12 protein-coding genes and 2 pseudogenes are annotated in these 12,292 nt (G+C 69.0%); 9 read left to right on the forward strand and 5 right to left on the reverse strand.

The window, feature by feature from the left end; translation table 11 throughout:
- Positions 1 to 267: 267 nt before the first annotated feature.
- The 3 genes from AB0M27_RS44350 to AB0M27_RS44360 form a co-directional block, all read right to left on the reverse strand.
- Positions 268 to 885 carry an NAD(P)-binding domain-containing protein gene (locus tag AB0M27_RS44350; protein ID WP_365731458.1) on the reverse strand — a complete coding sequence of 206 codons (618 nt, stop codon included), beginning with the start codon at positions 883 to 885 and terminating at the stop codon, positions 268 to 270.
- Positions 886 to 984: 99 nt separating this feature from the next.
- Positions 985 to 1,839, reverse strand: coding sequence for an LLM class flavin-dependent oxidoreductase (locus tag AB0M27_RS44355; protein ID WP_120985062.1), 855 nt, complete (start codon positions 1,837 to 1,839; stop codon positions 985 to 987).
- Positions 1,840 to 2,009: 170 nt separating this feature from the next.
- On the reverse strand, positions 2,010 to 2,744 hold the full coding sequence (locus AB0M27_RS44360) for an SDR family oxidoreductase (protein WP_030949777.1): 735 nt from the start codon (positions 2,742 to 2,744) through the stop codon (positions 2,010 to 2,012).
- Between the two features lie 201 nt (positions 2,745 to 2,945).
- On the opposite strand from AB0M27_RS44360, the gene AB0M27_RS44365 reads away from it, so the two are divergent.
- From AB0M27_RS44365 to AB0M27_RS44400, 8 genes and pseudogenes are all read left to right on the forward strand, one after another.
- The gene (locus AB0M27_RS44365) at positions 2,946 to 3,413 is read left to right on the forward strand and encodes a MarR family winged helix-turn-helix transcriptional regulator (RefSeq protein WP_234341840.1); all 468 of its coding nucleotides are present in this window, start codon (positions 2,946 to 2,948) and stop codon (positions 3,411 to 3,413) included.
- A gap of 265 nt (positions 3,414 to 3,678) precedes the next feature.
- Positions 3,679 to 4,053, forward strand: a pseudogene (locus AB0M27_RS44370) (ISAzo13 family transposase); the annotation flags it as partial.
- Positions 4,054 to 4,160: 107 nt separating this feature from the next.
- Complete coding sequence (locus AB0M27_RS44375) at positions 4,161 to 4,598, forward strand: NUDIX domain-containing protein (RefSeq protein ID WP_365731461.1); 438 nt, start codon at positions 4,161 to 4,163, stop codon at positions 4,596 to 4,598.
- Between the two features lie 57 nt (positions 4,599 to 4,655).
- Positions 4,656 to 6,146, forward strand: a complete 1,491-nt coding sequence (locus AB0M27_RS44380) for an NUDIX domain-containing protein (protein ID WP_365731463.1) — start codon at positions 4,656 to 4,658, stop codon at positions 6,144 to 6,146.
- Positions 6,147 to 6,469: 323 nt separating this feature from the next.
- Complete coding sequence (locus tag AB0M27_RS44385; protein ID WP_365154716.1) at positions 6,470 to 7,297, forward strand: NUDIX domain-containing protein; 828 nt, start codon at positions 6,470 to 6,472, stop codon at positions 7,295 to 7,297.
- 29 nt (positions 7,298 to 7,326) lie between these two features.
- Entirely contained in the window at positions 7,327 to 8,526 is a 1,200-nt protein-coding gene (locus AB0M27_RS44390; protein ID WP_365731465.1) for a bifunctional class I SAM-dependent methyltransferase/NUDIX hydrolase, read from the forward strand.
- Positions 8,527 to 8,601: 75 nt separating this feature from the next.
- Positions 8,602 to 9,237, forward strand: coding sequence for a M15 family metallopeptidase (locus AB0M27_RS44395; protein WP_365156429.1), 636 nt, complete (start codon positions 8,602 to 8,604; stop codon positions 9,235 to 9,237).
- 39 nt (positions 9,238 to 9,276) lie between these two features.
- The gene (locus AB0M27_RS44400) at positions 9,277 to 9,795 is read left to right on the forward strand and encodes an ATP-binding protein (RefSeq protein WP_365154721.1); all 519 of its coding nucleotides are present in this window, start codon (positions 9,277 to 9,279) and stop codon (positions 9,793 to 9,795) included.
- Here the strand turns inward: AB0M27_RS44400 and AB0M27_RS44405 are convergent.
- Both AB0M27_RS44405 and AB0M27_RS44410 read right to left on the reverse strand, forming a co-directional pair.
- Positions 9,773 to 11,221 (reverse strand): amidase family protein, encoded by a 1,449-nt coding sequence (locus AB0M27_RS44405; protein WP_365731467.1) that lies wholly within the window; start codon positions 11,219 to 11,221, stop codon positions 9,773 to 9,775. The genes AB0M27_RS44400 and AB0M27_RS44405 overlap by 23 nt on opposite strands.
- A complete protein-coding gene (locus AB0M27_RS44410) occupies positions 11,218 to 11,676 on the reverse strand; it encodes a DUF6545 domain-containing protein (RefSeq protein WP_365731469.1) in 459 nt (152 codons plus the stop codon). Before AB0M27_RS44410 ends, AB0M27_RS44405 begins: the two co-directional genes overlap by 4 nt.
- On the opposite strand from AB0M27_RS44410, the pseudogene AB0M27_RS44415 reads away from it, so the two are divergent.
- A pseudogene (locus AB0M27_RS44415) lies at positions 11,624 to 12,199 on the forward strand (hypothetical protein); the annotation flags it as partial. The gene AB0M27_RS44410 and the pseudogene AB0M27_RS44415 sit on opposite strands and share 53 nt — an antisense overlap.
- Positions 12,200 to 12,292 lie beyond the last annotated feature (93 nt).

Here is a 12,292-nt window from a genome sequence, read left to right on the forward strand (position 1 = left end):
TAGAGAAACGCCCTCCAGGCGGCCACACCCATGTCCGCCCAGGTCAGAGGCCAGATTCGATCCTCCAGGTCACCGAATTAAGTCGAACCCGGGTCGAAGCAAGCCACAGCTTGAAGCCGGACCCGCTCCCGCGCAGCCCTCTCGGCGTCGCTCAAGCCGCCGCCCTGCGCTCGCCGCCAGCCCAGCCCGTGCGCGCCTCCCGGGCAGGGCATCGGTTCCCGTCTCCGCCGTCACCACCTCGGCGGCCGGCCCAAACCGGAAGGGTGTTCAGCGGTCTACGGCGCTGAGGGCGATGTCGAAGCCGGCACCGTTGCGGGCCAGCCCCATCAGCAGGATGCCAGTCCATTCGAGGACCGAGGCCATCGCGAGCCCTCCCGTGTCCAGGGGCCGCAAGCCGATGCTCTCCAAGAACGCCGCAACGTGGGCCTTCGCTGCGGCATCGTCGCCCGCGACGAAAGCGTCCAGGGGGGTGTCACGAGCGATGACGTGGCCGAAGAGCGAGTTCAGCGCCTTCACGACAGGTGTGCCCTTGGGGGCGGCAGCGGCGATCTCCTGAGCTGCCGAGCTGCCCGGGGCGGTCGCCAGTCCGCTGGCATCGGCGCTGAAGGGATTGGAGATGTCCACGAGGATCTTACCGGCAAGCGCGTCCCCGTAGTGCGTGACCACGTCGACTACGCCGGTGTACGGGACGGCCACGATGACGATGTCACCTGCCGGCGGTGCGCCGAACTCGCCGGTGGTGGCTCCGTGGCCGATCTGGTCGGCCAGCGCCGACGCCTTGGCGGTGTTGCGGCTCATCAGCTCGATCGCGTGGCCGTGCTTGGCTGCGCGGGTGCCGATAGCGGTGGCCATGTTGCCCGATCCGATGATGCTGATGGTGGTCATGACGTGTTCCTTTGCTGTCCATGTGCTGCTGGTAAGGAGTGGGTTGCCGATCTGGTGGGCTGCATCAAGCGCTTTGGCCACGCAGCGTCGGCTCGGGGGCTAGTTGCGTTCCCGGGCGACGTGTTCGCGTACCGCGGGGACGGTCTCAGCGGCGAAGCGCTCGATGACGTCCTGGTCGTCGCTGGCCAGAATGAAGATGCTGACGCCGTCCTCGACGGCCAGCCGGGTCAGTTCCTCCGGAGTTTGCTGGCCGGGGAAGATGTTGAGCAGACGGGTGATCTCGCGGGGGTCTCGGCCGGCGGCCCGGGCTGCGTCGTCGATGATCGTGTTTCCCTTTGCCACGCCGCCCGGCTCCATCATCGGCAGTGACGGCAGCCAGCCATCGGCCTTGCGTCCCACCAAGCCCTGCATCTTCGGCTTGTGGGCGCCGAGCCAGATCGGGATCTCGTGGGCGGGCGCGGGTCCCCGCTCGGCGCCGTGGACCGAATAAAACTCGCCGTCAACGTCCAAGCCGCCCGGCCCGTCGGCATCCCAGACCCCGCGGATGATGTCGATTGCCTCCTCAAGTGCCGCAACGCCCTGCAGCGGGGTCAACCGCCGTCCGCCGATCGCCTGCACGGCATCCCAGAAGTAACCGGCTCCGAGCCCGAGGCTGGCTCGTCCACCGGAGAGCAGATCGAGGCTGGCCGCCGCGCGGGCGAGTACACCGGGGGGCTGGCGCAGCGGCAGGTTCAGCACGTTGCCGGACACCCCGATGCGCTCGGTCCGTGCAGCCACCCAGCTCAGCAGAGTCCAGGTATCGAGATAGCTCGACCGGTAGGGATGGTCCTGGAAGGTGACGAAGTCGAAACCGAGCCGCTCACTCAGCTGCGCCAACTCGACCGGACGGCTGGGCGGGGAATTGGTGGGGCCAAGGAATGTTGCGAAACGCAGGGGATGACCGTAGTCGGGCATCGCTGTCCCTTTCCGTCGTTCGTTCGTGGCGGCCCCGCGCCGTCGTCGCGTACCGCGTGGAGTCAGAGCAGGGCGCCGATGATGTTGTAGCGGGGCTCGGCCCGGCTGGTCTCGTGGTGCGGTCCGGTCGGAGCGCTGAGATGAGGCACGCCTTCGGTCGCCCCGCACGGTCAGATCTGGCTGAACCCGCCGTCGACGACCAGGTTCGCGCCCGTGACGAAGCTGGCGTCCGAGGAGGCCAGGAACAACGCGGCAGCCCCGATCTCCTCGCTGGTCCCCAGCCGTCCCAGCGGGATGGCGGCGGTGATCTGTTCCCGGAACTCGGGAGGCACGGTGCTGAAGAGCGCGGTGTCGATCGAACCGGGACTGACGACATTCACCCGGATACCGCGGACCTTCAACTCCGCTGCCCAGGTGCGGGCGAGTGAACGAATGGCGGCCTTGCTCGCCGAGTAGACACCGGCACCGGGGATGCCCTTGGTCGCGCTGTTCGTGCCGTTCAGGATGATCGACGCTCCGTCGCTCATCAGGGGCAACAGGTACTGAACGGTGAACACCGTGCCGCGGAAGTTGACGCCCACCAGCGCATCGAACGTATCGGGGGTGATACTTCCCAGCGGGTCGGTCACCGACGCGACGCCGGCGCTCGCGAAGAGGACGTCGACGCGACCGTGGTCTTCCCGTACGGTTTCGGCCAGGCGAGCCAGGTCGTCCAGATTGCCCGAGTCCGCCTGTACGCCCGTCACGTTGTGACCGATGGCGGCGACAGCCTCGTCTAGCCGACCCTTGTCGCGCCCAGTGATGTACACGTAGGCGCCTTCGGCCACGAACAACTTGGCCGTCGCCAACGCCATCCCGGAGGTTGCTCCGGTGATCACAGCGACCTTGTCATCAAGCTTGGGCATGTTGACCTCTACCTTTCTGTCGGCCGGACGGCCGCGCGAGGCATAAACCTGCGCGGTTCTTCGGGCCGCGCTGGGCCCCGCTCGTGCGAGGCGTTCCGCAGCGGGCACGTTCTCCCGTTCACAGCTACACACCTACCGTAACAGATGCGTGCGCGCGCACCTAAGTGAGCGGGCATCCACTTCGTGGGTATACTTCCGGGCGTGAGAGCACCCGTGTCGCAACCGCGCATCATTTCCCCGGCTCAGGTCGACGGTTGGTTTGGGCTGCTGCTCACCCACGCGGCGGTCACTAGGCGGATCGACGCCGTGCTGTTGGATCGGCACAAGATCTCGTTCAGTTCCGTCGAGATCCTGTGCTGGCTCCTGGAGGCCGAGCCTCAGTCGGTTCGAGGTCTGTCCGGCAAACTCGTCAGCGTCAGCCCGACCAGAGCGTCACGGTTGGTTCAGGGACTGATCGATGCCGGGCACCTGCAACGGGGAGCCCACCAAGGCGACGGTCGGGTGTCGCTCATCAGCTTCACCGAGAGCGGCCGACGCTTCGCCGAGACGGTCAGACGAACCTTCGAAGACTCGGTCAAGAAATATTTCGTCGATCCCCTCGACGACGATGACATCGCTGCCATCGCCCGGATCTGGGCCAAGCTCGAAAACGCAGAAGGACCTCGCTGAGCGAAGCCGATGCACCCCGGGCGCCAGCTCCCACTCCCCCGACACCATCGTCTCAACGCCTCGGCGCACACCGTACGCTCGCTGGCGGTGCGCACCTTGGCCTACCGCGGCGACAGCATCTGAGCGCCGGACGCGCAGGCGGCGGGCTGAGCACGGCTTGGCTCCGAGAAAGAAGCACACATGCTCTCCGCTCTCGTCTCGGTAATGCTTTGGGCTTGCCGGGAATCAAGTCGTGGCTTCCAGTTGTGGGACTCGTTGGTCTGGTATGGGGAGACCGGAGGGGATCGAGGCCGTCCTGGCTGCGAAGTTTCAGGTGTTGTTACCGCATCTGGACGAGCGTCAGCGTCGGCTGGCTATAGGGGCGGAAGCGCTGTCGCTGGGGCATGGCGGAATCAGGCGCGTCGCTGCTGCGGCCGGGGTCCAAGAGGGTACGGTCTCGCGCGGTGCGGCTGAACTGGACTCTGGCCGACCCCTGTTGGGGCGGGTCCGTCGTCCTGGTGGGGGCCGGAAGAAGGCTGTGGACCTCGATCCGGGACTGCGGCCAGCGCTGCTTGCCCTGGTCGAGCCCGACGAGCGGGGCGACCCGATGTCGCCCCTGCGCTGGACGACGAAGTCGACCCGGAAGCTGGCAGCGGAGCTGGATGCGGTCCCGCCCGTCCGCGGCCGGATTAGCCACCTCATGGTGATGTGGGAGAAGAGCTACCCGTGCGGAACCATTCGACGGGATCCAATACTGCGCTGCATCAGTTGGCCGACCCCGGCCCGCAAGGCGCGCTGCCGATGCTGCCCGGCGGCACGGTTGAGAAGACCGACGCGACTCCCGAGGACACCCTCCACCGGGAAGCCGCCGAGGAAGGGCAACTCGCTCTGACTGACCCGGTGCGACTGGGCTGGGTGCTGGACGAAACCGGTGAGGTCTACGGCGGGGTGGGGCCCAACGCCCGGCTCCGCTTGGCCGCCCGGGTCACCGCCGTCGGACCGGCGGCCGTCGACCCTGCCACCGGCCACCCCTTCGCCCCCCTGCTCGCCTCCCCCGCCCAAGCAGCCGCCCTGCTCGGATGGGGGCCGCCCGGAGCGCGGCAAGCCCTGCTTGCCGCTGAGACGGCCTGGGAGCGGTGGGGTCTGCCTGCCGCTCGGCCCGCTGCCATCGAGGAGATCCCTGCTGAGGGGATGCGGCTGAGCTGACACGAACGACTACCCCGCCTCCATCTGTCCCGCTTCACGCTCCTCTGAGGTAGCCGAATGCCGCTGTCACCCGACCACATCCGCACCACCGTCGAGACCTACCTCGCTCGCCACCCTCACGAGCGCGCGCAGCTCAGCGGCCTCCTGGGCGCCCTCGACCGTCCCACCGATATCGCCAGCCGCTCCACCTTCACCGGACACGTCACCTGCGGCGCGATCGTCGTCGATCCGCTCGGCCGCGTCCTGCACGTGCTGGACCTGGCGAGCGGCAAAGTCCTCGCTCCCGGCGGACACACCGAGCCCGAGGACGAGTCCCTGGCAGGGGCGGCTCTTCGGGAGCTGCACGAGGAGACCGGGATCCCGCCCCAGGCCGTGGCACCGTGGCCCGGCTACGAGACTGTCCCGTTCGACATCGACATACACGACATCGACGCCCACCCGGGCAAGGGGGAACCCGGCCACCGGCACTTCGACCTCCGGTTCCTCTTCCGCCGGCAGACCGCGGCAGAGGTGCCGTTGGTACTGCAGGAAGAAGAGGTCGGCGGCATCGAATGGCGTCCCGCGCACAGGGTGGCCTCCCCCTCCCTGCGCCAGAAGCTGCTCAAGCTCCCGCCCGGAACCGGACCGGCGACCGCCAACGCCTCGGCCCTGATCTACAACGACCGTGGCGAGTACCTGCTCCACCTGCGCGACTACTTCCCCGGCCGGATCTGGGAGCCGGGGATGTGGTCACTGCTGGGTGGCGGCCGAGAGCCCCAGGACGCCACCCTGGAGCACACTGTGCGGCGCGAACTGGCCGAGGAAGCCGGCCTCCACATCGCCGACCTGACCCCGTTCGGCATCGAGGAAGCAACCGACGACGCCTGCGGGACCGTACCCATCGCCATCTACGCCGGCCGCTGGAACGGTGACCCCCGCGAACTCCACCTGACGGAAGGGGTGATGCTGGCCTGGTTCGCCCCCGACGACCTCCACGGCCTCCGCATCGCAGACACCACCAGCGCCCTCGTACGGCGCCACGCCGCCAGCCGCCCGGCCGGCGCATCCCGCACCGTGTCGCAGAGCGGGCCCGCATCGCACGAGGGGCGCCGCCCGGCCGCTCCGCACGGCACGGTTCCCAACATCATCGGCGTTCACCTCTACCTGGAACGGCCTGACGGGACGGTGCTGCTCGGGCTGCGCCACCCCGACTCCAACTTCGCGCCTTCCACCTGGCACGTCCTGGCCGGCCACTGCGAGCAGGAGAGCGCCATTACCTGCCTGATCAGAGAGGCATGGGAGGAGGCCGGTCTGCGCATCGAACGACAGGACGTCGAACTCGTCCACGTCGTCCACCACATCGACCGGGCCGGGGGCCGGCCCCGCATGGGCCTGTTCTTCCGCGCTCGGACCTGGGGCGGCGAGCCGGAACTACGCGAGCCGTCCAAGTGCACCCAGTGGAAGTTCTGGGATCCGGCCGCCCTCCCCGAGGACCTCGTCCCCTATACCAGGGTCGCCATCGAGGGCATCCGGGCCGACCGCTCCTACTCCGAAACGGGCTGGGTGTGAACATGGCCGCTTCCATGCACCCGGACCTCCCGCCCGAGGAAGTGCGGCAGCTCGCCGAAACAAGCAGTGGGCTACATCGCCAGCTGGTCGGACACCTCCGCGGCCCGCGAGAGCAGCCGGGTGTGACGGGCCGACGGAGCAGGGGGCGGGACATGGTCACCCTGAAGATTCCGTCACGGAGCAACCCCCGTTCACCTTCCATGGGCCGCTGAACGCAACGAACCACACCGCATCTATCGGAGGCATGTGTGCCTGACGACACCCAACAGGCGATCCCAGCCGTCCCGAGTCCGGCGGCCAGAGAGGAACGGCAAGAGCACCACATGCGCCTGCTCCCGCGGTACTACCGCCTAGTGGAAGCAGGCCGCAAGACGATCGAAGTGAGGGTGGCCACCCCGCGGAAGCGCGCCGTTGCCGTCGGCGACACGGTCGTCTTCCACGACCGCGACACCGGCCGGGAGCTCGACGTCATCGTGCAGCGGATCACCCCGTACCCCTCCTTCGAGGATCTGCTCAGTTCAGAGGACCCCGCGCGCATCGACCCGAACGGGCCGCCCGGAGAACTGCTCGCCAACCTGCGAAGCATCTACGCGCCAGCCAAGGAGGGCCTCGGCGTCCTCGCCTTCGCATTCGACCACCGCCCCGCACGGCCAGGCCGACCGATGCCGATGACGCCCGCGCAGTACGCGCACACCGTCCCCCACCACACGGTGTACGGCTGCCTGTACATCCGCGACGAACACGACCGGCCGGTTCAACTGCGCTCGGTCTACGGCTCGCGCCTCTGGCAGTTCCCGGGCGGCAACCTGGACGCCCAAGGAGAGGACCCGCTGCAAACCGCTCGCCGCGAAGCAGTCGAAGAGACCGGCCTCGAACTGGGCCTGGATACGCCGAAGCTTCTCCTCACGCACTTCCTGCACGCCGGGCCCCGCCTGCCGCTGAACAAGGTAGGGCTCATCTTCGACGGAGGGCGGCTGACCGCAGAGCAGCTCGGTCGGATCCGGCTCGATCCCGCCGAGCACGACATGTGGGCCGTGCACGACCTCGCCACCTGGCAGGGACTGATGGCGCCGCGCGCCTTCGCCCGCCTCGACGCCATCGAACAGGCCCGTCGTGGCGAAGGCCCCGCCTACCTCACCACGCACACCTGATCCCCAGCGCACCCACCCAGGAGGCAATCGTGGCCGCCGAGGACACCAACACATGGGCCTGGCATATGTATGGGCAGCGACAACTGGCTCGCGCCTACACCCCGCCCGTCCCCGACCAGCTCACCTGGACGCCTTGGGAAGGGGTCGGACCGGGAGCAGAAGTCCTCGGTGACGTCACCGGCCGCCGCGTCCTGGACATCGGTTCGGGAGCTGGCCACCACGCCGTCCATCTCGCCCAGGCGCACGGAGCCCGCGTCACCGGAATCGAGCTGTCCCCGACCCAGCACGAACGCGCCATCTCCGCCCACACGAACGTGGAGGGCGTGGAGTTCGTCCAAGGAGACGTGGCCGAGTACCTGGCTGGCACCGCGCCGTTCGACGCCGCATACGCGATCGGGACGCTCGGGTTCATCGATCCGCACCGCTCCCTGCCCGCGCTGCGCGACGGACTGCGCCCCGGTGCCCCTCTGATCCTCTCGCTCCTCCACACCGACTTGCACGGCCGCGGCCCGTCCACGGAGGTGGCGCCGCGCGAGCAGATGATCCTGCTGCGCGACGATCCGCCCCTGCCGACGCAGATGTGGGTCCTGTCACCGCAGCTTTGGGAGGACCTGCTCACCGAGTACGGCTTCCGCGTCGAGGCCATCGACCTGCTGCCTCACCCCGACGAGGGCGCCACGGTTATCCAGCAGCTCATCCACGCCCGGCGCCTTCCCGACCGGCCGGCGCGAGTCTCCAGCCGGCCCCGCAGCACCCGAGCGCCAGCAGCCCACGCAGCCGTCGGCGTCGGAGCGATCCTGCTGAGCGAACAGGGCATTCTGCTGGGCCGACACCGACGCGGCACCCTCGAACTGCCCGGTGGGAGTGTGGAGGCCGGGGAATCCTTCGAGGACGCGGTGATCCGAGAACTCGGCGAGGAAACCGGTCTGGTCGCTCGGACCGGCGACGTCCAGCTCCTGGGCACGCTGGTCGACCACGTCGAAGGTGTCCTGCGGGTCACCGTCGGCGCACTCGTCCACGCCTGGCAGGGGCAGCCGACCACGCAGCCGGACGAAAGCGTCGGCGACTGGGCTTGGCACCCGCTCGATCAGCTACCCGACGGCCTGTTCGTGTGCAGCGCCCAGATCCTCACCGCATGGCGGCCCGACCTGGCCATCGACCACTCGCCAGCGCACTTCACGCATTTCGCATCCGGACCAGCGGCCACGCCTGGCGACGGCCTGGCCTGACCGCCGACACCGACGTACACCTGTCGCGCCGCTCCTCTATTAGCGTCGAAGGAGACGTAGTTGAAGATCGTGCTGATGTCCGACCCTCGGGTCGCCGCCATCCCTGTCCAGGAATGCGGCGAGGAACTCATCGACACACGGGCGTCCGGCCTGTTTCTCGTCGATCAACGCAAGCAGGACCCCGGCGGCCACTTCGCGCACCTGCGGCACGGGCTCATCGAGCGCCTGGAACACGCCCAGCGACTGCTCCCCACTGAGTTCCGCCTGCTCGTCGTCGAGGGGTACCGGCCTCCGGCGCTCCAGCGGGCGTACTTCGAGGAGTACGCGACCAAGCTGCGTCGCGGAAACCCCGACTGGAGCGACAGCCGCGTCCACGAGGCCGCAAGCCGCTACGTCTCCCCACCGGAGATCGCGCCGCACAGCGCCGGCGCGGCCGTCGACCTGACCCTCGCCGCCCCGGACGGCCAGGAGGTGGACATGGGGACGAGGATGAACGCCTCCCCAGAGGAAAGCGACGGCGCCTGTTACACCCACGCGAACTCGATCAGCGGCGCCGCCCGGGCCCATCGCGACACGCTCTGCCGCGTCATGTCAGCCGCCGGTTTTGTGAACTATCCAACGGAGTGGTGGCATTTCAGCTACGGAGACCGATACTGGGCCCTCCACGCCGGCCAGGCAGCCGCCGTCTACGGACCATGCGACCGCACGTAAGCAGCAGCTACCAGCAGTACCGCGGGGGAGCGCGACATCGTGAGCAAGCCGACCGCCGTCCTGCTCATCGGAATCACCGGCTCCGGCAAGACGCACCTTGCACAGGCCCTCGCCGCGATGGGCCTTGTTCGCCTCAGCGTTGACGAGGAGGTCCACCGCCTCCACGGCCGGTATGGGGTCGACTACCCCGAGCACGGGTATTTCGAGCGCGAGGCTCCTGCGGTCGAGACCGTACGTGCGCAGCTCACGGAGCACCTGCGCGCGGGCCGTGCCGTCGTCCTCGATCACGGCCTGTGGCGTCGTTCCGATCGCGAGGAATGGAAGAAGACAGTCCAGGCCGCGGGCGGATTCCCGCTGCTCGTCTACCTGCCAGCCTCCAGGGAGGAGCTCCTGCGGCGCCTCGCCGCGCGCAATCAGCGCAAGGACGCCAATGCCTTGAACGTGACTCCCGAAGCCTTGGACGACTTCTTCGCTCGGTTCGAACCGCCTACCGACGATGAAGGTGCCGTCATCGCCTACAACGGCGACGCAGAGGTCATCCGCTCCATGATCCGATGACGCCCCCGGCCGTCCCGCCGAGCAGAGGCGCCAGGTGCTCGGCCATCACGAGCAAGGACCGCTCCGAATAGGCCGGTCCTACCAGCTGCACACCGATCGGGAGGCCATCGGCGCTACGCGCAGCAGGCATGACCAGGCTGGGCAGACCGACGTGGCTGGTCAGGTTGGCCCAGCCGGTCTGGTCGAAGAAGCTCCGTTCGACGCCGTCGACCATGAGAGAGCGGCTCCCGGCTGGGATCGCCGCAGTAGGAGCGGCGGGCGTAATGAGGACATCGTGCTGGGCGTCGGCGAAGAACCGGTCCCACGTCTGCCGGAGCCGGAGGCGCTCCTCGTTGGCGCGGAGCCAGACACGGTGTGTCTGCGTTCGGTGGCGGAGGAAGGCGGCTCGAGGGCTCGCATCGTCCGTGTGCAGGTCACGGGCAGCGGCGAGTTCGGCGGCGCCGGCGTCGTCGTCGGTGGCTGCGGTCGTGGTGGCGTAAAGGAGTTGCTCGAAGAGGCGCAGAGAGTCAGCGAAGCCGACCGGCCCCGTGGTGTGGCGGACACTCGCGCCGGCGGAGGTCAGCGTCCGTTCGACGGTGGCGAGAGCATCAGCGGTGTCGCGGTCGACTGGGCAGCTCGCGTCGTCGGCCCACACTGCCACGCGGAGCTGGCCGATTGGGCGTTGCACTGTGGGCAGCGTGACGCTCCAGGGGTTGTTCTCGTCGGGTGACGGTGTCGTCAGTGCGGCGAGGAGCAGGTCGAGGTCTCGGGGGTGGCGGGCCAGGGGGCCGGCGGTGACCATGTCGCTGCTGGTGATCCACCCCGGCGGGCGAGGGACGTGGCCGCGGGCTGGGATGAGTCCCTGCGTGGGGCGCAGGCCGTAGACACCGCAGTAGTGGGCGGGGAGCCGCAGGGAGCCGGCGAGGTCGCTGCCGAGGTCTGCGGGGGTCAGACGGGCGGCGACTGCTGCGGCGGGGCCGCCGGAGGAGCCGCCGGTAGTGCGCTTGGGGTCATGCGGGTTAAGCGTGGGACCGAACAGGACGTTGTCGGTGTGCAGGTCTTGGCAGTACGCCGGGGTATTGGTCTTGCCCATGATGACGGCGCCTTGGTGGCGGAGCCGGGCGACGGCGTCGGCGTCGCGTGCGGGAACGTGATCGGCGAGGTCTTCGACACCGCTGGTGGTGCGCAGGCCGGCCGTCTCAAAGCTGTCCTTGATCGTGAGGGGAAGGCCGTCGAGGATGCCGGTGCTCTCGTTGCGGGCGCGGCGTTCGTCGGCCGCGTGTGCGACGGCTCGGGCAGCGCTGTCGTCGCGGGTGACGACAGCGTTGATCTGGCTGGCGTCGATCTGCGCCAGGTGGAGGTCGAGCAGTTCGCGGCTGGAGATCTCGCGGCGATCCAGGGCCTGGAGCTGGACGTGGGCGGGCTGGTGGGTGAGGTCGGTCGTCATGCAGAGACCTGCTCAAGGTGGGGGGCTAGTGCGGGCTGGCGGGGCAGGTGGCGCGCGACGTCGAGGAGAGCTTCGATGTCGTCCATGGGCCTGCTGGTCTGGCGTTCGGAGTCGGCGAACTCGGTGAGCTGGTCGGTCTCCGGGCGGGTACCGGCTGCCCGGGCGGCGATTCCGGCGAGGATCTGGTCGGCGGTGACGGCCGCGGACAGCTCTTCTCCGTGAAGCCCTCGGGCCCGGTGGCGGGCTTCGCTGGCTTCGCGGACTGCGGCATCAAGGTACTGACGGATCACGAACCGTCCGTCTCTGATCTCGACTGCTCGGCGGTAGAGCCGGATCGAGATGCTGCGGAAACGGCGCCTCTGGGCCGGGTCGACTCGGTCGATCGGCAGTGCGATCTCGGGGGTAAGGGCCTTCGTCGGGCCGGTCATGGCGGCGATGCTGTGGCACCTCGCCATGGGGATCGAGCTGCGCCTGCGCACCCCGGGTGCCGCCTCCCACGGACTGATCGCCGTCCTGGGGCGGGAAGCACGCGAGCGGCTGCTGTCCCGCCTCGGGATCGCCGCACGCGACCGCGACGCCGCACAGATCACCCGGGACCGGGCCACCGCCCGCGCAGTCGCCCTCGCCGTCCGCCTCGCCGAACGCACACCCGAGCAGCAGCAGAGCCGACGCGGCCGGCGGCTGACGCGGCGCCTGTCGAAGGCGGTCGGCAGGGCCTCGGTCGGGACCGACGCCCGCCAGCGCGCACAGCTGCTCGACCAGCTCGCCGCGCGCCGGCACGCACTCGCGCTCGCCACGGTCCCGCTTCCCTCGCCCTGGTCCCCGGCGCACATCACCGTGAGGGCAGCCGCCGTCCCCTCGCATCCGGCCTCGACGGCGCCGGTCCCCGCAGCCGATCCCCCCGGCCCCCACGAGTCGTACAGGGACCGGGGACCGAGCGCCCCGAGGGGACCGGCCCCCAAGATTGCGGACTCTAAGCCTCGATCCACCGACCGATGCCTGTGGATGACGCTTGGGAAAATGAAGAAGTGCCTTGTGACCTGCGATGATGGGAGTTCTTCACGCTTCCAC

It is taken from the genome of Streptomyces sp. NPDC052107 (genome assembly GCF_040680215.1).
Taxonomy (GTDB): domain Bacteria; phylum Actinomycetota; class Actinomycetes; order Streptomycetales; family Streptomycetaceae; genus Streptomyces.

Bases quoted from the DNA above. Each gene is read 5' to 3' on its own strand.
- AB0M27_RS44405 (WP_365731467.1), bottom strand. From the start codon at position 11,221: ATGACGACCGACCTCACCCACCAGCCCGCCCACGTCCAGCTCCAGGCC.
- AB0M27_RS44410 (WP_365731469.1), bottom strand. From the start codon at position 11,676: ATGGCGAGGTGCCACAGCATCGCCGCCATGACCGGCCCGACGAAGGCC.
- AB0M27_RS44350 (WP_365731458.1), bottom strand. From the start codon at position 885: ATGACCACCATCAGCATCATCGGATCGGGCAACATGGCCACCGCTATC.
- AB0M27_RS44355 (WP_120985062.1), bottom strand. From the start codon at position 1,839: ATGCCCGACTACGGTCATCCCCTGCGTTTCGCAACATTCCTTGGCCCC.
- AB0M27_RS44360 (WP_030949777.1), bottom strand. From the start codon at position 2,744: ATGCCCAAGCTTGATGACAAGGTCGCTGTGATCACCGGAGCAACCTCC.
- AB0M27_RS44380 (WP_365731463.1), top strand. From the start codon at position 4,656: ATGCCGCTGTCACCCGACCACATCCGCACCACCGTCGAGACCTACCTC.
- AB0M27_RS44395 (WP_365156429.1), top strand. From the start codon at position 8,602: ATGTCCGACCCTCGGGTCGCCGCCATCCCTGTCCAGGAATGCGGCGAG.
- AB0M27_RS44385 (WP_365154716.1), top strand. From the start codon at position 6,470: ATGCGCCTGCTCCCGCGGTACTACCGCCTAGTGGAAGCAGGCCGCAAG.